21 protein-coding genes are annotated in these 21,508 nt (G+C 71.3%); 10 read left to right on the top strand and 11 right to left on the bottom strand.

What is annotated here, in order from left to right; translation table 11 throughout:
- Window positions 1-62 precede the first annotated feature (62 nt).
- Window positions 63-1,703, top strand: coding sequence for an alkaline phosphatase D family protein (locus ACFQ6S_RS17060; RefSeq protein WP_383409578.1), 1,641 nt, complete (start codon window positions 63-65; stop codon window positions 1,701-1,703).
- On the opposite strand, the gene ACFQ6S_RS17055 is transcribed toward ACFQ6S_RS17060, so the two are convergent.
- Window positions 1,690-2,724, bottom strand: a complete 1,035-nt coding sequence (locus tag ACFQ6S_RS17055) for a Gfo/Idh/MocA family protein (protein WP_383409575.1) — start codon at window positions 2,722-2,724, stop codon at window positions 1,690-1,692. The genes ACFQ6S_RS17060 and ACFQ6S_RS17055 overlap by 14 nt on opposite strands.
- A gap of 88 nt (window positions 2,725-2,812) precedes the next feature.
- Here ACFQ6S_RS17055 and ACFQ6S_RS17050 point away from each other — a divergent pair, with 88 nt between their 5' ends.
- Genes ACFQ6S_RS17050 through ACFQ6S_RS17040 form a run of 3 tightly spaced genes read left to right on the top strand, consistent with a single transcriptional unit; the run spans window position 2,813 to window position 6,313 of the window.
- Complete coding sequence (locus ACFQ6S_RS17050; RefSeq protein WP_383409572.1) at window positions 2,813-4,123, top strand: multidrug effflux MFS transporter; 1,311 nt, start codon at window positions 2,813-2,815, stop codon at window positions 4,121-4,123.
- Window positions 4,063-5,250, top strand: coding sequence for a serine hydrolase domain-containing protein (locus tag ACFQ6S_RS17045; RefSeq protein WP_383409569.1), 1,188 nt, complete (start codon window positions 4,063-4,065; stop codon window positions 5,248-5,250). Before ACFQ6S_RS17050 ends, ACFQ6S_RS17045 begins: the two co-directional genes overlap by 61 nt.
- 58 nt (window positions 5,251-5,308) lie before the next feature.
- The gene (locus tag ACFQ6S_RS17040) at window positions 5,309-6,313 is read left to right on the top strand and encodes a small ribosomal subunit Rsm22 family protein (RefSeq protein ID WP_383409566.1); all 1,005 of its coding nucleotides are present in this window, start codon (window positions 5,309-5,311) and stop codon (window positions 6,311-6,313) included.
- 3 nt (window positions 6,314-6,316) lie between these two features.
- Here the strand turns inward: ACFQ6S_RS17040 and ACFQ6S_RS17035 are convergent, their stop codons facing one another.
- Entirely contained in the window at window positions 6,317-6,550 is a 234-nt protein-coding gene (locus ACFQ6S_RS17035) for a DUF6243 family protein (protein ID WP_383409563.1), read from the bottom strand.
- A 130-nt stretch (window positions 6,551-6,680) separates the two neighbouring features.
- On the opposite strand from ACFQ6S_RS17035, the gene ACFQ6S_RS17030 reads away from it, so the two are divergent.
- The gene (locus ACFQ6S_RS17030) at window positions 6,681-7,313 is read left to right on the top strand and encodes a TetR/AcrR family transcriptional regulator (protein ID WP_383409561.1); all 633 of its coding nucleotides are present in this window, start codon (window positions 6,681-6,683) and stop codon (window positions 7,311-7,313) included.
- Between the two features lie 173 nt (window positions 7,314-7,486).
- Window positions 7,487-8,218 carry a bifunctional DNA primase/polymerase gene (locus ACFQ6S_RS17025; protein ID WP_383409559.1) on the top strand — a complete coding sequence of 244 codons (732 nt, stop codon included), beginning with the start codon at window positions 7,487-7,489 and terminating at the stop codon, window positions 8,216-8,218.
- A 15-nt stretch (window positions 8,219-8,233) separates the two neighbouring features.
- On the opposite strand, the gene ACFQ6S_RS17020 is transcribed toward ACFQ6S_RS17025, so the two are convergent.
- The 7 genes from ACFQ6S_RS17020 to ACFQ6S_RS16990 all read right to left on the bottom strand — a co-directional run bounded on the left by ACFQ6S_RS17020 (window position 8,234) and on the right by ACFQ6S_RS16990 (window position 15,636).
- Window positions 8,234-9,226 carry a hypothetical protein gene (locus tag ACFQ6S_RS17020; RefSeq protein ID WP_383409557.1) on the bottom strand — a complete coding sequence of 331 codons (993 nt, stop codon included), beginning with the start codon at window positions 9,224-9,226 and terminating at the stop codon, window positions 8,234-8,236.
- Window positions 9,186-10,058: an iron uptake transporter permease EfeU gene (gene efeU, locus ACFQ6S_RS17015; RefSeq protein ID WP_383409556.1), complete on the bottom strand. Its 873-nt coding sequence runs from the start codon at window positions 10,056-10,058 to the stop codon at window positions 9,186-9,188. The genes ACFQ6S_RS17020 and efeU overlap by 41 nt, the downstream gene beginning before the upstream one ends.
- 3 nt (window positions 10,059-10,061) lie before the next feature.
- Window positions 10,062-11,324, bottom strand: a complete 1,263-nt coding sequence (gene efeB / locus ACFQ6S_RS17010; RefSeq protein ID WP_383409554.1) for an iron uptake transporter deferrochelatase/peroxidase subunit — start codon at window positions 11,322-11,324, stop codon at window positions 10,062-10,064.
- An 8-nt stretch (window positions 11,325-11,332) separates the two neighbouring features.
- Window positions 11,333-12,490, bottom strand: a complete 1,158-nt coding sequence (gene efeO / locus ACFQ6S_RS17005) for an iron uptake system protein EfeO (RefSeq protein WP_383409551.1) — start codon at window positions 12,488-12,490, stop codon at window positions 11,333-11,335.
- A 126-nt stretch (window positions 12,491-12,616) separates the two neighbouring features.
- Window positions 12,617-13,435 carry a heme ABC transporter ATP-binding protein gene (locus ACFQ6S_RS17000; RefSeq protein WP_383409548.1) on the bottom strand — a complete coding sequence of 273 codons (819 nt, stop codon included), beginning with the start codon at window positions 13,433-13,435 and terminating at the stop codon, window positions 12,617-12,619.
- A gap of 120 nt (window positions 13,436-13,555) precedes the next feature.
- Window positions 13,556-14,599: a FecCD family ABC transporter permease gene (locus ACFQ6S_RS16995; RefSeq protein WP_383411250.1), complete on the bottom strand. Its 1,044-nt coding sequence runs from the start codon at window positions 14,597-14,599 to the stop codon at window positions 13,556-13,558.
- 38 nt (window positions 14,600-14,637) lie between these two features.
- The gene (locus ACFQ6S_RS16990) at window positions 14,638-15,636 is read right to left on the bottom strand and encodes a hemin ABC transporter substrate-binding protein (protein WP_383409545.1); all 999 of its coding nucleotides are present in this window, start codon (window positions 15,634-15,636) and stop codon (window positions 14,638-14,640) included.
- Between the two features lie 120 nt (window positions 15,637-15,756).
- On the opposite strand from ACFQ6S_RS16990, the gene ACFQ6S_RS16985 reads away from it, so the two are divergent.
- From ACFQ6S_RS16985 to ACFQ6S_RS16975, 3 genes are all read left to right on the top strand, one after another.
- Window positions 15,757-17,178 (top strand): HtaA domain-containing protein, encoded by a 1,422-nt coding sequence (locus tag ACFQ6S_RS16985; protein WP_383409543.1) that lies wholly within the window; start codon window positions 15,757-15,759, stop codon window positions 17,176-17,178.
- A gap of 70 nt (window positions 17,179-17,248) precedes the next feature.
- Window positions 17,249-18,766, top strand: a complete 1,518-nt coding sequence (locus ACFQ6S_RS16980; RefSeq protein ID WP_383409541.1) for an HtaA domain-containing protein — start codon at window positions 17,249-17,251, stop codon at window positions 18,764-18,766.
- A 136-nt stretch (window positions 18,767-18,902) separates the two neighbouring features.
- Window positions 18,903-19,547 carry a PhzF family phenazine biosynthesis protein gene (locus tag ACFQ6S_RS16975; RefSeq protein ID WP_383409538.1) on the top strand — a complete coding sequence of 215 codons (645 nt, stop codon included), beginning with the start codon at window positions 18,903-18,905 and terminating at the stop codon, window positions 19,545-19,547.
- Between the two features lie 27 nt (window positions 19,548-19,574).
- On the opposite strand, the gene ACFQ6S_RS16970 is transcribed toward ACFQ6S_RS16975, so the two are convergent.
- Together ACFQ6S_RS16970 and map are read right to left on the bottom strand one after the other, a co-directional pair.
- On the bottom strand, window positions 19,575-20,222 hold the full coding sequence (locus ACFQ6S_RS16970; protein ID WP_383409535.1) for a heme oxygenase (biliverdin-producing): 648 nt from the start codon (window positions 20,220-20,222) through the stop codon (window positions 19,575-19,577).
- 122 nt (window positions 20,223-20,344) lie between these two features.
- Complete coding sequence (gene map, locus ACFQ6S_RS16965) at window positions 20,345-21,202, bottom strand: type I methionyl aminopeptidase (RefSeq protein WP_383409532.1); 858 nt, start codon at window positions 21,200-21,202, stop codon at window positions 20,345-20,347.
- A 69-nt stretch (window positions 21,203-21,271) separates the two neighbouring features.
- On the opposite strand from map, the gene ACFQ6S_RS16960 reads away from it, so the two are divergent.
- Window positions 21,272-21,502 carry a hypothetical protein gene (locus ACFQ6S_RS16960; protein ID WP_383409529.1) on the top strand — a complete coding sequence of 77 codons (231 nt, stop codon included), beginning with the start codon at window positions 21,272-21,274 and terminating at the stop codon, window positions 21,500-21,502.
- The last annotated feature ends 6 nt before the right edge of the window (window positions 21,503-21,508 follow it).

Genomic DNA, 21,508 nt, shown 5'->3' with positions numbered 1-21,508 from the left:
AAGCGAGTGTCGTCCCCGGCCACTCCAATGCCTCATGCATCCATCAGTCAGGGGAGGACCGGATGACCATCACGACAGACGCGCCCCAACACAGCCCCGAACTGCGCGCGGCAGCCCGACACATCGGCCGCCGCCGCTTCCTGACCGCCACCGGCGCGGCCGCCGCGCTCGCCTTCGCCGTGAACCTGCCGGCCGCGGGCACCGCGAGCGCCGCGCAGCTCGACGCCCGCAAGATCACCGACAACCCCTTCACCCTCGGCATCGCCTCCGGCGACCCGCGGCCCGACTCGGTGCTGCTGTGGACCCGCCTCGCCCCCGCCCCCTACCAGCCCGACGGCGGACTGCCCGCACAGTCGGTCACCGTGCACTGGGAACTGGCCCACGACGAGGCGTTCAGCAGGATCGCCAGACGCGGCACGGCCATCGCCCACCCCGAGTTCAGCCACACCGTGCACGTCGAGGTCCGCAGCCTCGCGGCGGACCGCGTCTACTACTACCGCTTCCGCGCCGGCACCTGGATCAGCGGGACGGGCCGCACCCGCACCGCCCCCGCGACGAACGCCGCCGCGAGCTCCCTGACCCTCGCCGCCGTCTCCTGCCAGGCGTACACCGACGGCTACTTCACGCCGTACCGCCATCTCGCGCAGGACGACGTGGACGTCGTCTTCCACCTCGGCGACTACCTCTACGAGTACGCGGTCAACTCCGTCGGCGGCTACCGCAACTACACCGACCGCACCCTGCCCGCGCTCTTCAACCGCGAGACGATGACCCTGGAGGACTACCGGCTGCGCTACGCCCTGTTCAAGTCCGACCCCGACCTCATGGCCGCGCACGCCGCGCACCCGTTCGTCGTCACCTGGGACGACCACGAGACCGAGAACAACTACGCCGACGACATCCCGGAGAACAGCGTCCCGCCGGAGGAGTTCCTGCTGCGCCGGGCCTCCGCGTACCGCGCCTACTGGGAGAACCAGCCGCTGCGTTCCCCGCAGCAGCCCGTCGGCCCCGACATGCAGCTCTACCGGCGCCTGCACTGGGGCCGGCTCGCCCAGTTCGACGTGCTCGACACCCGGCAGTACCGCTCCAACCAGGCCTATGGCGACGGCTCCCAGATCCCCGGCCCGGACGTCGACGACCCGGCGCGCACGATGACCGGCGCGACGCAGGAGCGCTGGCTGCTCGACGGCTGGCGCGACTCCGCGGCGCTGTGGAACGTCGTCCCGCAGCAGGTCACCTTCGCCCAGCGCAAGTTCGACCTCACCGAGCCGTCACGGGTGTCCATGGACGCCTGGGACGGCTACCGCGCCTCCCGCCGCCGGGTGCTGGACGGTGCCAAGGCCGCCGGCGTCGAGAACCTGATGGTCCTCACCGGTGACGTCCACGTCGGCTACGGCTTCGACATCAAGGACGACTTCGACGACCCCGCCTCCGCCACGCTCGGCACGGAGATCGTGGCCACGTCGATCGCCAGCGGCCGCGACGGCGCTGACAAGCCCGCCAACTGGGACACGTACATGAAGGCCAACCCGCACATGCGCTTCTACAACGGGCGGCGCGGCTATGTGACCGTCGCGCTGGGGCAGCAGCAGGCGCGGGCCGACTTCAAGACGGTGCCGTACGTGACCACGCCCGGCGCGCCGGTCTCCACGGCCGCGTCCTTCGTCACCCAGGTGGGGGAGCAGGGGCTCAAGCCGGCGTGAGTTCGGGCGCGCGCTCCTGTTCGGGGGCCTCGCCCGGGTAGCGGACGCCGACGCGGTCCCGGATCGCGTCGAGCGTCCGCATCACGGCGAGCGTGCCCTCAAGCGGCACCAGCGGCGACTCGGTCTCGCCGGCGCGCAGGGCCCGCATCACCTCGGCGGCCTCGTGCCGAAGGCTGTTGCGGGGCCCGTCCGCCGGGTCGGCCGTGAACTCCTCGGGGTCACGGCCGTCCCGGTGCAGCACGAACCGGTCCGGGAAGAAGAAGCCGTTCGGCACGTCGATACGACCGCCCGAGCCGGTCACGGACGCGGAGGTCGCCGTACCGCCGACGATGGAGCAGTGCAGCGAGGCGAGCGCGCCGCTGTCCCAGGAGAGCAGGGCTCCCGTCTGCAGATCGACGCCCTCCGCGGACAGCGTCGCGCGTGCCGTCACGTCCGACGGCTCGCCGAGCAGCAGCTGCGCGAAGGAGACCGGATACACGCCGAGGTCCAGCAGCGCGCCGCCGCCCTGCGCCGGGTCGCGGAGGCGATGCGAGGGCGGGAAGGGGCCGGCCAGCCCGAAGTCGGCCTGGACATGGCGCACTTCGCCGATCGCGCCGTCGTCCACCAGGGCCTTGAGCCGACGGACCAGCGGGTTGCAGTACATCCACATCGCTTCCATCAGGAAGCTGCCGCGCGCCTTCGCCAGCGCGACCAGTTCCCGGGCCTCGCGCGCGTTGAGTGTGAACGCCTTCTCGCACAGCACGTTCCGCCCGGCCTCCAGGCACAGCCCGGCGGCCTCGCGGTGTGCCGAGTGCGGGGTGGCGACGTACACGACATCGATGTCGCCGTCCTCGGCGAGCGCGGACCAGTCGCCGTAGGCGCGGGGAATCCCGAAGCGCTCGGCGAAGGCGTCGGCCGAGTCCTGCCGCCGCGAGGCGACGGCCACCACTTCGGCGTCGGGCAGATCCACGAGATCCGCGGTGAACGCGGCGGCGATCCCGCCGGTCGCCAGAATCCCCCACCGCACGCTCTGCTCGGCCATCGCGGCCCCACCCCTCGCTCATGTGACCCTGGGCACTCTGTACGAGCTGAGAGCATAGAGGGCGGATCACAGGGAGAGGGAGGGGCACATGGGCGACCGTGGGGGGCCGATACCGGACGTCTCGAAGTCGGCGGTATCGAGGACGGGCCGGCCGCCCGTCCGTTCCCTGCGCACCACCGGGCTTCTCGTCACCTTCATCCTCGGCGGTCTGACGGCCACGCCCCCGCTGGCGATGGACATGTACCTCCCCGCGCTCCCCGAGGTCACCGGCTCCCTGCACGCGCCCGCCGCGACCGTCCAGCTCACCCTCACCGCCTGTCTGGCCGGCATGGCGCTCGGGCAGCTGGTCGTCGGCCCGATGAGCGACCGCTGGGGCCGCAGACGCCCGCTGCTGGCGGGCCTCGCGGTCTACGTCGTGGCCACCGCGCTCTGCGCGCTCGCACCCACGGTCGAGTTCCTGGTCGCCTTCCGGCTGGCGCAGGGCCTCGCGGGTGCGGCGGCGATCGTGATCGCGCGGGCGGTCGTACGCGACCTCTACGACGGCATGGCCATGGCCCGCTTCTTCTCGACCCTGATGCTGATATCCGGGGTCGCCCCGATCGTGGCTCCGCTCATCGGCGGCCAGATCCTGCGGGTGACGGACTGGCGGGGCGTGTTCGTCGTGCTGACGGTGGTCGGGGTGCTGTTGGGCTGTCTTGTCTGGCGGAAGCTCCCGGAGACCCTCCCGCCGCAGGAACGGCACGCCGGCGGGGTGGGCGAGGCCCTGCGCGCCATGCGCGGTCTGCTCGCCGACGGGGCCTTCGCCGGGTACATGCTGGCCGGCGGGTTCGCCTTCGCCGCCCTGTTCGCGTACATAGCCGCGTCCCCCTTCGTGATCCAGGAGATCTACGGGGCCTCGCCGCAGACCTTCAGCCTGCTGTTCGGGCTCAACTCGGTCGGCCTGGTGGTGGTCGGCCAGATCAACGGCAAGATCCTGGTGGGGCGGGTGAGCCTGGACCGGGTGCTGGGCGTGGGACTGTCCGTGGTGATCCTGTCGGCGACGGCACTGCTGCTGATGTCCCTCGGCGTCTTCGGCGAGGCCGGACTGGTGCCGGTGGCCGCCGCGTTGTTCGTCCTGATGTCCGCGATGGGCGTCACGCTTCCCAACACCCAGGCCCTCGCCCTCCAGCGCACCAAGCAGTCCGCCGGCTCCGCCTCCGCGCTCCTCGGTACGTCCTCCTTCCTCATCGGCGCCGTCGCGTCGCCCCTCGTGGGCATCGCCGGGGAGGACACGGCGGTCCCGATGGCCGTCGTCCAACTGGCCGCAGCACTGGTGGCGCTGGCCTGCTTCATGGGAATGTGCCGTCCTTGGAACAGACGTGCGGACAGACGTGCGGGCGTGGAGGGAGCAAACAGCTGAGCGCGCCGAGACTGCGCGGGGACACGCCGGAAAGGGCCGGACTCGACCCCGAGGAGATCCGGGACCTCATCAGCGAGGTCCACGAGCTCACCACCGGTACCCGTCCCTGGGCGGCCGGAGCGGTGCTGATCGTCGGGCGGGGGCCGTACCTCGCCGTCGAGGAGGCGATGGGCTGGGCGGTGCGCTACGCCGCCTACGACGAGGAGAAGGAAGCGGGCGTCGAACTCCCGCCCGGCTCCCGCGTCCAGATGACCACGTCCACCCCCTTCGACCTGGCCTCCCTCACCAAGCTCTTCACCTCGGTCGCGGCGGTGCAGCAGATCGAGCGCGGCACGCTGGGGATCGACGCGCGGGTCGGGGCGTATCTGCCGGACTTCCGCGCGGCGGTGGTGCACGGCATCACCGTGCGCCAGCTGCTGACGCACACCTCCGGGCTGCGGCCCGAACTGCCGCTGTACGACTGCGCGGACGACGGGGAGCGGCTGGAGAGGCTCCGTGCGGAGGCACCGATCGGCGTCCCCGGCACCTACTGCTACTCGGACCTGAACATGCTGCTGCTCCAGCATGTGCTGGAACGCATCACCGGCCGTTCGCTCGACGTCCTGATCCACGACGGGATCACGCGTCCGCTGGGCATGACCGCGACCCACTTCGGGCCGTGTCCCCGGGCGGCGGCGACGGAGGACCAACGCCGGCCCTGGGCCAAGGCGGAGCGAGGAATGCTGCGGGGCGTCGTCCACGACGAGAACGCCTGGGCGCTGGGCGGGGTGGCGGGCCACGCGGGCCTCTTCTCGACCGGCCGCGACCTGGCGGTCTTCTGCCGGGCCCTGCTCTCGGGCGGTGCTTACGGCCCCGCCCGCATCCTGGGTCCCGACTTCGTGGAGCTGCTGCTCACCCCGCCCGGCTTCGGCTTCGCGGTCGACCAGCCGTGGTTCATGGGGGAGCTGGCGGGGCGGGGGGCGGCCGGGCACACGGGGTTCACGGGATCGTCGTTGGTGGTGGATCCGGTGACGGACACGTTCCTGGTGCTGCTGGCGAACACCGTGCATCCGCGTCGGCGGGGAGCGGACAGCAGGCCGCGGGCGAGCGCCGGGACGAGGGTGGCCAGGGCGGTGCGGGGCCGGTAGCGGCGCGGAGTTCTCCCGCCCGAGCCACCCCTTGCCGAGGCACTCGTAGAATCGCCGGGTGAACGCCCCCGTCCCCCCGACCGCCGAGACCCTGCGCAGCGCCCTCGCCACCCTTCTCGACGGCCTCCCGCCCCGCCAGGCCGGCCAGGCCGTCGACCGGCTGATCGCCGCCTACCGCGGAGCCACCCCCACCCACACCCCGATCCTCCGCGACCGCGCGGACGTGGCCGCCTACGCCGCCTACCGCATGCCCGCCACCTTCGAGGCCGTCCACTCGGCCCTGGAGGCGTTCGCACAGACCGTCCCGGACTGGACCCCCGCCGACCACACCGACGTGGGCGGCGGAACCGGCGCCGCGACCTGGGCCGTCACCGCCACCTGGCCCGGCGAGCGCAGCGTCACCGTGCTGGACTGGGCCGAGCCCGCCCTCGCGGCCGGCAGGGAGATCGCCGAGGCCAACCCGGCGCTGAAGAAGGCCCGTTGGCAACGCGCCCGCATCGGATCCGCCCTCACCCTGGATCCCACGGACCTGGTCACCGTCTCCTACGTCCTCAACGAACTCACCGCCCCCGACCGCACCACCCTCCTCGACACGATCGCGTCCGCCGCGCAGGCGGCCGTGGTGATCGTCGAACCCGGCACCCCGGACGGCTACACCCGCGTCATCGAGGCCCGTGACCACCTCATCGCCGCCGGCTTCCGCATCGCCGCCCCATGCCCGCACAGCGCCGCCTGCCCCATCGTCCCCGGCACCGACTGGTGCCACTTCTCGACCAGGGTCAGCCGCTCCTCCCTGCACCGCCAGATCAAGGGCGGCTCCCTGGCCTACGAGGACGAGAAGTTCGCGTACGTCGCCGCCACCCGCCTCCCGGCGACCCCGGCCCCCGCCCGCGTCGTACGCAAACCCCAGATCCGCAAGGGTCAGGTGCTCCTCGACCTCTGCGAGAGCGAACCCTCCCTGCGCCGCACCACGATCACCAAGCGCCACGGCGACCTCTACAGGTCGGCCCGCGACACGGAGTGGGGCGACGCCTGGCCGCTGGCCGAGGACGAGGAGCGCTAGGGCCTAGGACTCGTCGGCGTCCTCCCCGGCGTCCTCCCCGGCCGCCTCCCCGGCCGCCTCCCCGGCCGTCTCCCCCTGTTGTTTCTCCTGGAACTTCCGCAGCAGTTCCCGTTTCTGCGCCGCGGGGTCCGTCCCGCCGCCGATCCGGCCGTTCCGGCCACCCCCGCGCAGCGCCTTGCGGCCGAGGTTGCGCCGCGCGCCGCCGACTCCGAGCATGTCTCCGCCGCTTCGGGCCATGGTGAGGCTCCTTTCGTCATCCACCGTTCGGTGATCCAGCGTTCAGTGCGACGAGACGTATCGTCTCGATTTAGTGCCTGACCAGGATCCGGCGAGACGCTCCGTCTTGTCAACCTGATAAATTCAAGGCATGTCAGCCCAGAAGTCCGCCCACCCCGAGCCCAGCTCCACCCGCCGCAGCGAGAGGTCCCGGCGGGCCATCTATGACGCCGCCCTCGCCCTCGTCGTGGAGGTCGGCTACCCCAGGACCACCATCGAGGGCATCGCCGCCCGTGCCGGAGTCGGCAAGCAGACCATCTACCGGTGGTGGTCGTCCAAGGCCGAGGTGCTGATGGAGGCGTTCCTCGATCTCGGGGAGCGGTCCGCCGAGGCCATGGGGCACGAGCCGTACGCCATCCCCGACACCGGAGACCTCGCCGCCGACCTGAAGCTCGTCCTGCGCGCCACCGTCGACGAGCTGAAGGACCCCCGCTTCGAGGCCCCGTCCCGCGCCCTCGCCGCCGAGGGCGTGGTCAACGAGCAGCTCGGACGGGAGTTCATGACCAAGCTCCTCGAACCCTCGCTCCAGCTCTACGTCGACCGGCTGCGCTCCGCGCAGGAGGCCGGGGAGGTGCGTCCGGACATCGACCCGCGCATCGCGCTCGAGCTCTTCGTCTCGCCGCTCGCCCAGCGCTGGCTCCAGTACACGGGGCCGATCTCGCACGAGTACACCGACACCCTCGTCGACTACGCCCTCCACGGTCTCGCGCCCCGCACAAAGTAGGCGGGCGCTCACGGTAGGTCCGTAAATCACATCAAAGCGGTCCATTACCCCTGATCGCGGGGCTGTGTACACCTCGCCCCACCTGGCCCGGTTGTCCGCTACGGCCCCCCGAGGCGCACGATGGTGGGACCATAGGGCATGCTGTTTGGCACGACAGCGAGGCGAGGGCATAGATGAGCGCGGAGTTGGGCGGCCGGAGCGGACTACAGGGCAAACTCTCCCGGTGGCTGCGTGGACGCCGCCCGAAGGAGACCGCCGACGCCGGCGGCCGGGAGGCCCTGCTGCTCGCCGCCGCCGATGCCGGGCTGCCCCTCGCGCCCGCCGCGCACCCGGCCGGCTACCGCTGCTCCTGTGACCGGATCGGCTGTCCCACCCCCGCCCGGCACCCGGTGTCCTTCGCCTGGCAGACGCAGTCCACCACCGACCGCTCCCAGATCGAGCGCTGGGCCCGCCACCAGCCGCAGGCCAACTTCATCACCGCCACCGGCATGGTGCACGACGTGCTGGACGTGCCGGTCGAGGCCGGGCGCGAAGCGCTGGAGCGGCTGCTCGAAGCGGGTATCGAGGTCGGACCCGTCGCCGAGAGCGACGACGGCCGGCTGCTCTTCTTCACCCACACCCGCGGCACCCCCGAGGACGAGGACGAGTGGTGGCCGTGTGAGCTGGACTGCCACCCCGAGACCATGGACGAGCACCCGGGACTGCGCTGGCACTGCCGGGGGTCGTACGTCCTCGTACCGCCCGCGCAGCTGACCGGCGAGGGGCAGGGAGTGCACTGGGTACGTGGCCCGGAGCACCCGCTGCCCGACCCGCTGAGCCTGCTGGCGGTCCTCACCGACACCGGCACCCGCCACGCCGAGGCGGCGTCCGACCACGCCTCCACGGCCTGGCCCTTGCGCCACTGAGCGGACCTGGGCGGGCTACTCGCCCTTCGCCGACGTCATGCCCTGGATCCGGCCGATGACGTCCACCTTCCCGGAGCCCTTGGGGACCAGGGCCGCCTCGTTGGAGATGAACTCCAGCGTCAGCGACTGCTTGATCTCGCCCTCCGTCAGCGCGAGGACGGCCTTGTTCGGGGCCGGGACGGAAACGCCGCTGTGGGCCGTCTCCTTCTGGAAGTGACGGGTCGTGAAGAACACCAGCGCCCCGCCGTCCGTCGTGCGCAGCGCCAGCGGCGCGTAGTCGCCGTTCGTCAGCGGCTCGTCGATGTACTGCCGGACCAGGCCGGGCTTGACGGAGTCCTTGTCCCGGTCCGTGCGCCATCCGCTGGTGTTGCCGCCGGCGGCGAAGACATCTCCGCCGCTCTTCAGGTACGTCGCGTAGCCCTTGCTCAAGTCCCCGGGCGGCACGGCCAGTTCGGTCGAGTTCGCGGGCACGGACTCGGCCCAGCCGTCCGTGTCGGTCTTGAACTTCGGTACGTCGCCCGGGGACAGCAGCGTCAGATACGCCGCCTCCCACGGTTCGTCCAGGCCGCTGCGGGTGAACACGAAGACCCAGCGCGCCTTGCCGCCCTTGTTGGCGGCCGCGTCGGCCACGAACCAGCGCGGCCAGCCCGCCTTCTTCGGGATCGTGAACTTGGTGTCCGACAGCTCCAGCGGGCTGTGCGCCGCGTTGCCCTCGGGGCTGACCGCCTTGCCGGCCTTCAGCCGCGCCGCGTCGATGTCGCCGAGGGCGCCGGTGACGTAGTCGGCGTCGAGGGAGCTGTTGTACGCCTTGTCCGCCTTGTTGTACGCGGCGGTGAACTCTTCGAGCGCCTTGGCGGCTTCCGCCGTGGTGGCCGACGGGAGCACTTCCTTCTCCCCGTGGACCACCACGCATCCGCTCGCCGTCAACGACAAAGCCGTCACCGAGGCAGCTATCAGTGCGCTCCGGTCAAGCCTGCGGAGCCTTCGAGGGCCGCGTTCCCTGCTCATCAGGTGCCTTCACCTTCCCCTTCCCGGAGGCGAACCCTACCGGTGCGAGGAACAGCGCGAGCGTCGGGATCAGGTACAGCAGCCACACCGTGACCTGAAGGACGGTCGGGTCCGGCTGGAAGTTGAAGACGCCCTTCAGCAGGGTGCCGTACCAACTGGAGGGATCGATGGTGTCGCTGATGTCGAACGCCTTGTCGCTCAGGCCCGGCAGCCAGCGCGCCTCCTGCAGATCGTGGAAGCCGTACGCCAGCACGCCCGCCGCCACGACGACCAGCATGCCGCCGGTCCAGGTGAAGAACTTGGCGAGGTTGATGCGCAGAGCACCCCGGTAGAAGAGCCAGCCCAGCACCACCGCCGTGGCGATGCCGAGGGCGACGCCGATCAGCGGACGCGGGGTGCCGTCACCGGCCGCGCGCACCGACGCCCACACGAACAGGGCCGTCTCCAGGCCCTCCCGGCCGACGGCGAGGAACGCGGTCGCGACCAGCGCGCCCGTGCCCATCTGCAGGGCCGCGTCCAGCTTGCCGTGCAGTTCGGCCTTCAGATGCCGGGCGGTGCGCCGCATCCAGAAGACCATCCACGTCACCAGGCCCACCGCGAGGAGCGACAGGGAGCCGCCGAGCGCCTCCTGCGCCTCGAACGTCAGCTCCTGCGAGCCGAATTCGAGCGCGCAGCCGAAACCGAGCGCGAGTGCGACGGCGACACCGATGCCGATCCAGATGGGCTTCAGGGCGTCTCTGCGGTCCGTCTTCACCAGGTAGGCGATGAGGATGCAGACGACGAGGCTGGCCTCCAGGCCCTCGCGCAGTCCGATCAGGTAGTTCGAGAACACGGGCTACGCCTCCTTGCCGAACAGCGAGCTGCCCCACCAGTCGTCCTTGTCGCGGACGCCGGGCGGGACCGCGAACAGCGCCGAACCCACGTGCTGGATGTACTCGTTGAGCGAGTCCAGGGCCAGGTTGCGCTGGATCCGGACGAACCCGGTGCGCGGGTCGCGCTGGTAGGCGAGGAAGAACAGGCCCGCGTCCAGGCGGCCGAGGCCGTCGGTGCCGTCGGTGAAGGAGTAGCCGCGGCGCAGGATCGTCGCCCCGTGGTTGGACTCGGGGTGCGCCAGCCGGACGTGCGCGTCGGGCAGCATCGCCTTCAGGAACGGCTTGTCGCGCTCCTTGGCCTTGCCGACCGGGGCGCCCTCGCCCTTGTCCCGGCCGATGATGTCCTCCTGCTCCTGCAAGGAGGTGCGGTCCCAGGTCTCGATGTGCATCCGGATGCGCCGGGCGACGAGGTAGGAGCCGCCGGCCATCCACTCCGGGCCGTCCTTCTCGCCCACCCACACGAACTTCTGCAGCCGGTCGGTCTCGGTCCCCGCGATGTTGCGGGTGCCGTCCTTGAAGCCCATGAGGTTGCGCGGGGTCTGCTCCTCGGGGGTGGTGGAGGAGGTCTTCCCGAAGCCGAGCTGGGACCAGCGGATGACGACCTTGCCGAAGCCGATGCGGGCCAGGTTGCGGATCGCGTGCACGGCGACCTGCGGGTCGTCCGCGCAGGCCTGGATGCACAGGTCGCCGCCGCTGCGGTTCTTGTCCAGGTTGTCGCCGGAGAAGTGCGGCAGTTCGGCGAGGGCCTCCGGGCGGGCGTCGGCGATACCGAACGCCTCCCCGTACTTCTCGAAGAGCGAAGGACCGAAGCCGATCGTCAGCGTCAGCCGCGAGGGCTTCAGCCCCAGCGCCTCACCGGTGTCGTCCGGCGGCGCCTCGGCCAGACCCCCGTACGCGCCCTCGCCGACCGCCTGTCCGGCGGTTATCCGGCGCGCGGCCGACGTCCAGTCCTTCAGCATCTGCACGAACTCGGCGCGGTCGTCGGTCTTCACGTCGAACGCGGCGAAGTGCAGCCGGTCCTGCACCGGGGTGGCGATGCCCGCCTGGCGGTCGCCGTGGAAGTCGATCGCGGCGCCCGTCTCGGCGGCGGCCGGAGCCACGTCCTCGCCGGTGCGGGTCATGGCCACGGCACCGCCGGCCGCGACGGCACCGAGCGCGAGCCCGGCACCGCCCCAGCCGATCAGGGCACGCCGGGTGGGAGTCGCGGCGTCGGTCGATTCCGTCATGACAGTCCCTACTTCGAGGCGACGGCGGCGGCGAGCTTGGACAGCGGCTCCGCGAGCGCGTTGACACCGTCCGAGAGCTCCTTGCGGTCGGCCTTGCCGACCTTGTCGTACGAGGTGAAGTCGTACGACGACTTGTCAGCCCGGTACTTGTCGAGCAGCGTGTTCAGCGCGCCGAACTGCTTGTCGAGCTCGGTGACCAGCGCCGGCTCGTTCTCGTTCGCGACCGGCTTCAGCAGCTCGTACGCCTTCTGCGCGCCCTCGACGTTGGCCTTGAAGTCGACCAGGTCGGTGTGCGAGTAGCGCTCCTCCTCGCCGGTGACCTTGCCGGTGGCGACCTCGTCGAGGAGTTCCTTGGCGCCGTTGGCCATGGAGGTCGGGGTGATCTCGGCCTTGCCGACCCGGTTCTGCCAGTCCTTCAGGTCCGTGATCAGCTGGTCGGCGAGCTCCTTCTCACGGTCGCCGATCTTCTTGTCCTGCCACAGGGCCTTCTCCAGCCGGTGCCAGCCGGTCCAGTCCGTGGCCGGGTCCTGGCCGTCCTCCAGGCCGTCCTCGCGGACGTCGACCTTCGGGTCGATGTCGCCGAAGGACTCCGCGACCGGCTCGGTGCGCTCCCAGCCGATGCGGGAGGTGGCGTAGGCCTTCTTCGCGGCCTCGACGTCCCCGTCCTTGACCGCCTTGGCGAAGGCCTCGGCGAGCGGCAGGGTCTCGTCGGCCTGCTCCTGCGCGTACTTGCGGTAGGCGGCGACGGCCTCGTCGAGGCGCGGGTCGCGCTTGGCGGTCGTGCCCTTGCCGGTGGCCTTCACGGTCTGCCGGATGCCGTCGCCCTTCATGCCGGGCTTGCAGGCGATGGTGTAGTCGCCCGCCTTCACCTCGGCGGTGACGGTCTGCTTGGTGCCGGGGCCTATGTTCTCGCGCTCGGTGACGATGCGGTCGTCCGGGAAGAGGATGTAGACCTCGGTGACCTTGGAACCCTTGTTCTCGATGGCGAGTTCGACGTGGCCGGCCGGGAACTCTTTCTTCGACACCTCGCACTTGTCGTCCGTCGAGGTCACGCTGACGACCCGGTCGTCACCTGCCGAACTCCCCTTCTCGGTGCAGCCGGTGACGGCAGTCAGAGCCGCCACGGCGGCGATGGCGGTGGTGACGGGGAGTCTGACGGTGCGCATGAAGGCTCCATGAGGTGGCCGGAAAGGGTGCGTGACGGGCCTCACATAGCAAGGTGAGGCTCGCCTAACGCAGATAAGGATTACCTAAGTGGCCAAAATCGACCCCATAGAGAAGTCAAAGGATGGTCAAAGGTTCCGCCGCGGGGTCACCAGCAGCTCCCCTGTCCGAGGATGCGAAAGCACTTCGACCGGCTGGTCGTAGACGTCCGACAGCAGCCGCTCGGAGAACACCTCGGCCGGCGGCCCGTCGGCCGCGACCCGTCCGGCGCGCAGGATCGCGACGCGGTGCGCGTAGGCCGCCGCGAGCCCCAGGTCGTGCAGCACCACGACCACCGCGTCCCCGGCCCGCGCCCGCTCCCGGCACACCCGCAGCACCAACTCCTGGTGCTTCAGGTCCAGCGCCGCCGTCGGCTCGTCGAGCAGCAGCAGCGGCGCACGCTGCGCGAGCACCCGGGCGAGCGCGACCCGGGCCCGCTCCCCACCGCTGAGCGCGGAGAACGGCCGTGCGGCGAACTCGCTCACCTCGGTGGCGGCCATCGCCTCGGCGACGGCGAGGTCGTCCTCGGCGGGGGAGGTGTCGTGGGGCGCGCGGCCCATGCGTACGACCTCCTCGACCGTGAAGGGAAAGGAGAGGATCGCCGACTGCGGCAGCACCGCCCGCCGCAGGGCGAGTTCGGGCGCGGTCCACTCTGCCGCCGGACGCCCGTGAATCCGTACGACACCCTCGGCGGCCGGGAGGTCGGCGGCCAGCGCGCTCAACAGGGTGGACTTTCCGGCGCCGTTGGGCCCGACGAGAGCGAGCACCTCACCGGCCCGGACGGTCGCGCAGACGCCGTGCAGGACGGTGCGCGCACCGAGCCGGACGTGAATGTTCTCGGCTTCGGCGAGGGTGTCGCCGGGTTCGGCGGGGGCGGGGTGAACGGGACGACGGCGGAGCAGTCTCACAGGAGGGGGTCCTTGTCGAGAAGGGGGCTGGAGAACTCAAGGGGCGCGGTCTGTATCAATGTGCGGCTCCGCCGCGTGGGCGCGACAAGCCCCCACTCACCCGCAGTCGACATACGACCCCTAGGCCCACCCCCCTTGTCGCCTCCGCGTACGACGCAACAACCAGAAGAAGAACGGACTGCCGAGAAGCGCGGTCAGGACACCGAGCGGCAACTCCGCCGGCGCCGCAATGGTCCGCGCAGCGAGATCCGCCGCCAGCAACACCACCGCCCCACCCAGCGCACTCCCCGGAACAAGGAACCGATGCCCCGGCCCCGCGGCCATCCGCAGCAGATGCGGCACGACGAGGCCGATGAACCCGATGACCCCGGACACACTCACCGCGGCCGCCGTCAGCAGCGCCACGACCAGGATCAACGCAACGCGCATCCGCTCCACGTCCACCCCCAGGTGCCGGGCGGGCCGGTCGCCGAGCGCGAGCAGGTCCAGGCGGCGCGCGTACAGCGGTGCCACCACCAGCCCCACGACCGCGCACGGCAGGACCGCCGTCACCTTGGGCCAGGTGGACTGGGCGAGGGAGCCGAGCTGCCAGAAGGCGATCTGGTTCACCGCGGCCGTGTCCGCGAGGAAGATGAACAGACCGATGAGCGCCCCGGCGAACGCGTTGATCGCGATGCCCATGAGGATCAGCGTCACGACCTCCGTACGGCCGCCCGAGCGGGACATCGCGTACACCAGCAGCACGGTGCCGAGACCGGCGACGAACGCCATCGCGGGCAGCGTCCAGTTGCCGAGGAAGGTCAGCCCGAGCGAGATGGCGGCGACCGCGCCGACCGCCGAGCCCAGGGAGACGCCGATGGTGCTCGGCTCGGCGAGCGGGTTGCCGAACACGCCCTGCATCAGCGCCCCGGCGCATCCCAGCGACGCCCCGATGAGCAGCGCGAGCACGATCCGCGGGAAGCGCACGTTCCACAGCACCGACTCGGCGACCCGGTCCAACTGGCCGTCACCGAGCCCGGCTTTGTGCAGCACGGAGGAGAGGACGTCCCCGACGGGGATCGGGTAGGCGCCGATCCCGGCGGCGACCGGGACGAGGACGAGGAGGGCGACGCTCATGCCGGTGGTCAGCAGCCAGGCGGCGGTGTGCCGTCTGCGGGGCGGCATCTCGGCCACCACCTCGGGCGCGGCCTTCTCCAGTACGGTCACGCCGCATCCCCCTTGTACAGCTGCTCCACGACCGACCTGAGCACCTGGTCGGTGCGCGGCCCGTAGCTCAGCAGCGCGCCGTCCTCGATCGAGACGACCCGGCGATCCATCCCGGCGGGGGTCTCGGCGACCCCCGGGATCTTCACCAGTCCGTCGACGCCGCCGACGGACTCAAGTCCCTTGCTCATCACGAGAATCGCGTCCGGCGCCGCCTTCACCAGGGCCTCACTGGTGATGGCGGTGAAGTCCTTCGTGAGCCCCGACTCGGCCCCGGCGTCGACTCCTCCGGCCGCCTCGATGAGGGAGGTGGCGCCGGAGCCCCTGCCGCCGATGAGATAGACGGAGGCGGAGCCGCGCAGATAGAGGAAAGCGACCCGTGGGTTCTCGCTCTGCCGCGGAACGTCCTTGCGTACGGCGGCGATGCGGTCCTGGGAGCGCTCGGTCAGCCGCTTCCCCGCCGCCGTTGCGCCCAGCGCGTCGGCGACGGCTCGGATGCGCGGACCGACGTCGTCGAGACCCTGTGCCGGGGCGACGACCAGGATCGGGATGCCCGCGGCACGGATCTGGTCCATGGCCTCGGCGGGCCCGGTCGTACTCTCCGCGAGCACCAGGTCGGGCCTGAGCGAGAGCACGCTCTCCGCCGACACGTCGTGGCCCCGGGTGACGACGGGCAGCTTCGACGCCTGCGCGAAGGTGGCCGTGATGTCCCGGGCGACGACGCGCTCGCCGAGCCCCAGCGTGAAGACGATCTCGCTGAGGCTGCCGGAGAGGGGCAGGACGCGCTCGGCCTTGCGGACGGTCACCTTCCTGCCGTCGGCGGAGCGGACGGTGACCGGGAGGTCGGGGTCCGGCGTCCCGGCGAGGGGCTCGACGCGGTTGGCGATGGCTTGGGTCTCGGTGCCCTCGGTGCCGGTCTGCGCGGGGCTCGCGCCGCCGCAGCCGGCCGTCGTCAGGGCGAGCGCCGCCAGCAGTGCGCCCGTCAGTCGTGTGCGCAAACGTCGCACGGTCCCGTCCGTTTCTCTCGGTCCACTGCCGTTCCAGCTGGGCAAAGCTTAGGTTAGCCTTACCTTCGTTCGCTACCGGTCGTCGTGTCCGTCGTCCCCGGAGGACCTGTCATGCCTGCCCGTTCACGTGCTCTGGTCGCCGTGCTCTGTGCGGCCGTACTCGGTGCCCTGCTCCCGGCGACGGCCGCGCACGCCGCGAGCCGGACCGTGCAGGGCGGCCGGCTCGACTGGGGCGTCAAGTCCTCGTTCCAGAGCTATGTCACCGGGCCCATCGCGAAGGGGAGTTACTCCCTGACCGGCGGCGCGGCGACCGTGGGCAGCGGCGGCTTCCGCTTCCACTCGGCGACGGGGACGTACGACGGCGGCACGGGTGCCTTCCGGGCCTCCTTCTCGGGCGGGGTGCACTTCGTCGGCCACCGGACGGACGCCGGCGCCTATCAGCTCGACCTCACCCTCAGCCGTCCCACCGTCCGCATCTCCGGCTCCACCGGCACCCTCTACGTGGACGTCACCGGCAAGGCGAAGGGCACCGGGACGGTCACGACGTCCAGTCAGGTGCCCTTCGCCTCCCTCTCCCTGGGCGGGATCGACATGAGGGGCGGCGGCGACGCGGTCGTCCTCAACAACCTCCCCGCCACGCTCACCGCGCAGGGCGCCCGGTCCTTCGCCGGGTACTACACCGCCGGGACCGCGCTCGACCCGGTGAGCCTGTCGGCGGACGTGGGGGCGGCGGCGACCACGAAGCCGGCGCCCACGCCGAGCGCCACCAAGTCCCAGGCGAAGAAGGAGACTTCGGCCGGCAAGCTCATGGACGGTGCCGTCGACTGGGGTGTGCGCCGCACGTTCCGCGAGTACGTCACCGGCGACATCGCCAAGGGCGAGTGGACCCTGTCGTCCGGCGCCGAGGACGGCGGCGCGCTGTTCCGGTTCCCCGACGGGGAGGGCACCCTCAAGGAAGGTGACCTTCAGGCGTCGTTCAAGGGTGCGGTCCGCTTCACCGGGGCGCACGGCCTCGATCTCGGACTGAGCGGCGTCCGTGTCACCGTCGAGGACGGCAAGGGCACGCTCTACGCCGATGTGACCGCCGCCGGATTCACCGGCGACAAGGTGCCCCTGGTCACCTTCACGGCCAACGGCCTGAAGGCGAAGGACGGCCTGGCGAAGGTCACCGAGGCCCCGGCGAAGCTCACCGCCGAGGGCGGCAAGGCCTTCGGCGGGATGTACCGGGCGGGCACCGGGATGGACCCCGTGTCCCTGGCCGTCGCCACCACCGACGACGCCGAACTGCCCGCCCTGCCCGACCTGGGCAGCACCCCCACGCCGAGCGGGACGCCGGACGAGGCGACGGCTTCGGCCGACCCGTCCGCCGAAGCCGTCGCGAGCACCTCCGACGAGGACGGCGTCCCCACCCTGCCCATCGCCCTCGCGGCCGGGTTCCTGGTCCTGGTGGGCGCGGCCTACGCGTTCGTCACCGTGCGCAGGCGCCCTACCCGGCCGGCGGCCCAGGCCGTCCCCACGCCCGACGAGGACTGACCCCATGCCCCGTCCGCCGTGCCCCTCGGCCGCGGCGGACCTCCCATCCACAGCAAGGAGACCCCCGACCATGTCCGCCACCGACCGCAGACGCCGTCCCCTGGCCCTCGCCGCCGCAGTCGCCACCGCGGCCACCCTGGGCGCCACCGCCCTCGCCGCCCTCGGCGCCGGTACCGCCTCGGCGGCCGAAGTGCCGCTCAGCGGCTACGAGTTGACCTGGGGCATCAAGCAGTCCTACCGGACCTATGTGACCGGCATGGCGGCCGGCAGCTTCACCGCGACGGACGGGGCCTCGCAGGCCGCCGACAACGGCGCGTTCACCTTCACGGAAGGCACCGGCACCTACGACTCCACCGCCCACACGGTCGACCTCGGCTTCAAGGGCGGCCTGCGGATCGTCTCCCAGCTGCACCGCTTCGACATCGCCCTGTCCGACGTACGGTTCGACAGCGCGGTCGCCGAGATCACCGCCGACGTCACCAAGTCCGGTACGACCACGCAGGACGTGCCGCTCGCCGACGTCACCGTGACCCGGGCGATGACCGACATGGCGACCACCCTGACGAAGGAGGCCGCGGACGCCCTCGGCAGCGCGAGCTACGAGGGCGCGGCGGGGGACCCGCTCACGGTCGTGCAGAAGACGCCGCCCCAGTCGCCCACGCCCACGCCGACGCCCACGGCCACCGCCACGCAGTCCCCGAGCCCGACCCCGACGCCCACCGCGACGGCCACGCAGTCCCCGGCCCCGACGGCCACGGCGACCGGATCCGCCTCGCCGTCCACGAGCGCCGACCCCTCCCAGTCCGACCCCGAGGCCCCCGCCCAGGGCGACATAGCCGACGGCACGCTCGACTGGGGCGTCAAGCAGTCCTTCCGCTCGTATGTCGTGGGCGGTGTCGCGAAGGGCGAGATCACGCCCTCGGGCGGCGCCTCGCAGGCCGCGGGCAACGGTGTCTTCACCTTCGCCGACGCGTCGGGGGAGTACGACACCGACGCCGACACCCTCTCCGCGGGCTTCGAGGGCGCGGTCACCTTCAAGGGCCACAAGGGCGAGGGCGAGAGCGGCGGTTACGGACTCGACCTCACCCTGAGCAACCTCCGCGCGACCCTCGACGAGGGCACCGGCGAACTCACCGCCGATGTCACCGGTCTCGGCGACAAGACCGAGGACGTGGTGCTGGCCGACCTCAAGGCGGGCGCGTCCGACCTGACCGCCGAGAACGACGTCATCACGGCCGACGACGTCAAGACCACCCTCACCGCCGCCGGCGCGAAGGCCTTCGGCGACTTCTACACCGCCGGTACCGAACTCGACCCCGCGGATCTGTCGGTGGCCCTCACGGCGGACGCCGAACTGCCGGACGACGGTGGCGAGGAGGGCTCGACGGGCGGTTCGACCGGCGGCTCCTCCGGTACGACGGGCTCGACCACCGGCGGCACCGGCTCGACGACCGGCGGGGTCACCGGCGGCCTGGCCAGCACCGGTTCCGATGTGCCGGTGGCGGCGCTGGGCACGGCTGCCGCGGTGACGGTCGCGGCGGGCGCGGGCGTGGTGTTCGCGATGCGCAGACGGCGTACGGAGGCGTAGGACTGTCCCCGTGAACCGGGGGCACAGGGAACTTCTCGGGCCGGGGCGGCTGGTACTGAACGTACGGGACCGCCCCGGCCCGCAGGCACGGAGTACTGCCCCTGCGCTCGCTCTCGGCTGATGCTTCAATTCCCAAGTGACTGACTACGACGTCCTCCGGGTCTTCTGCGGGCCGACCGGTGGATACGGCAACGAGCTCGGCGTCGTCCGCGACGGATCCGTGATCCCGGACGCCGCGGAGCGGCAGGCGTTCGCGGCCAAGCTCGGCTTCAGCGAGACGGTGTTCGTGGACGACCCCGAGCGCGGGGTCATCGACATCTACACGCCCTCCGTACGACTGCCCTTCGCCGGTTATCCGTGTGTCGGTACGGCCTGGCTGCTCGACGTGCCCGAGTTGGTCACCCAGGCCGGCGTGGTGGGCACGCGGCTGGACGGGGAGTTCAGCTGGATCGAGGCGCGGGCGGACTGGGCGTTGCCGCGCACCCTGCGACGGTACGCGACCGCCGCAGAGGTCGATGATCTAGCCGTGCCGCCGCCGGGGGAGTGGCTGTATGCCTGGGCCTGGGAGGACGAGGCCGCCGGACGGGTCAGGGCCCGGGGGTTTCCCGGGCGGGGCGACGGGGTCGAGGAGGACGAGGCGACCGGTGCCGCGGCCATCCAGCTCACCCACCGGCTGGGCCGGGCGCTCAACATCACGCAGGGCGCGGGCTCACAGCTTCTGACGGCTCCCCAGCCCGGTGACTGGGTCGAGCTCGGCGGCCGGGTGGTCCTGGAGCGCTGACACCTGCGTGGCCGGGCTCCCGCCCGCTCACGCCGACAGCGGGAACTCCTCGCCCAGCGCCCGGAACACCGCCGTGTTCAGCGCGAACGCCCGCTTGCACTCGGCCACGATCCGCTGCTTCTCCAGATCGTCCGCGTGGACCGCGTCCAGCAGCTCGCGGTAACTCCGCTTGAAGGCCGCCGGGTTGGAGATCTCCTCGAAGACATAGAACCGGACCCCGTCGCCCTTGCGCGCGAAGCCCCACGTCTTCTCCGCCTTGGCGCGGATGAGCTGCCCGCCGGAGAGGTCGCCGAGGTAGCGGGTGTAGTGGTGGGCGACATAGCCGGCCGGCCACTCCTGGGCGCACTCCCGTACCCGGTCCGCGTACGCCCGGGTCGCCGGGAGCGCGGAGAGGCCGGACCGCCACTCGGGACCCCGCAGATGTGCCAGGTCCCGCTCCAGCGAGGCCAGCCGGAACAGCTCGGGCCGGATGAAGGGGCCGGCCGCCGGATCCGACGCCAGCCGCTCGGCACCGGTCTCCAGCGCCTCGTACACGAACCACAGCTGCTCGGTGTACCGCGCGTACGCGTCCAAGCCCAGTCGGCCGCCGAGCAGGTCGCTCATGAACGTCGAGGTCTCCGCCTCCGTGTGCTGCTCGTGGGAAGCGGTGCGGATGACTGTCGAGAAGGAGTCCATAGGGATAGTTTCTGAGGTTAGGCTTACCTAAGTCAATAGGTTTGCCGACGCTGTGTCGGTAAAAGCGTACCGAGAAAACCCGCCCCCCGCAGCGCGGAGGACGGGCTCGGTGACCTGCTCGGTTACGGCAGCGTGAGGATCTCCGTGCCGGTCTCCGTCACCACCAGCGTGTGCTCGAACTGCGCGGTGCGCTTGCGGTCCTTCGTGACGACCGTCCAGCCGTCGTCCCACATGTCGTACTCGTGCGTGCCCAGCGTCAGCATCGGCTCGATCGTGAACGTCATGCCGGGCTGGATGACCGTCGTCGCGTGCGGGCTGTCGTAGTGCGGGATGATCAGGCCCGAGTGGAAGGACGAGTTGATGCCGTGGCCGGTGAAGTCCCGGACCACGCCGTAGCCGAAGCGCTTGGCGTACGACTCGATGACGCGGCCGATGATGTTGATCTGACGGCCCGGCTTGACCGCCTTGATCGCGCGGTTCAGGGACTCCCGGGTGCGCTCCACCAGCAGGCGGCTCTCCTCGTCCACGTCGCCCACCAGGTACGTGGCGTTGTTGTCGCCGTGCACCCCGCCGATGTACGCCGTCACGTCGAGGTTGACGATGTCACCGTCGCGCAGGACCGTGGAGTCCGGGATGCCGTGGCAGATGACCTCGTTGACGCTGGTGCACAGGGACTTCGGGAAGCTGCGGTAGCCGAGCGTGGAGGGGTAGGCACCGTGGTCGCACATGTACGCGTGCGCCACCTTGTCCAGCTCGTCCGTCGTCACGCCGGGGGCGATCAGTTTCGCCGCCTCGGCCATCGCCCGCGCGGCGATCCGCCCGGCGACTCGCATCGCCTCCACGGTCTCCGGGGTCTGCACCTCGGGGCCCGTGTACGGCGACGGCGCGGGCTTGCCGACGTACTCGGGACGACGGATGTTTCCGGGTACGGAACGGGTGGGAGACAGCTCCCCTGGTACGAGCAGCGACTGGCCAGACATGCCAGCGAGTCTAAGACAGCCGCCATGGGGGACCATGACCGTGGCGATCTCAGGCGAAAGGAGCGGGTCATGGCCCTGTTCAAGAAGCGCACGGTCGGCAAACCGGGCGAGTGGTACTACTGCCTCGTCCACAAGAAGGTCGAGGAGGGCCCGGAGTGCCCGGCCAAGGACCGCTTCGGGCCGTACGCCAGCCGTCAGGAGGCCCAGCAGGCGATGGACCTGGCCCGGGAGCGCAACCTGGAGTGGGAGAACGACCCCAGGTGGCACGACGCCCCGACGGGCCCGGCGGACGAGGACTGACGCCGG

The sequence above is a fragment of the Streptomyces sp. NPDC056479 genome, assembly GCF_042795335.1.
GTDB lineage: Bacteria > Actinomycetota > Actinomycetes > Streptomycetales > Streptomycetaceae > Streptomyces.
The sequence above is the reverse complement of the archived record's forward strand: the minus strand, read 5'-3'. Positions and strand labels throughout refer to the sequence as shown.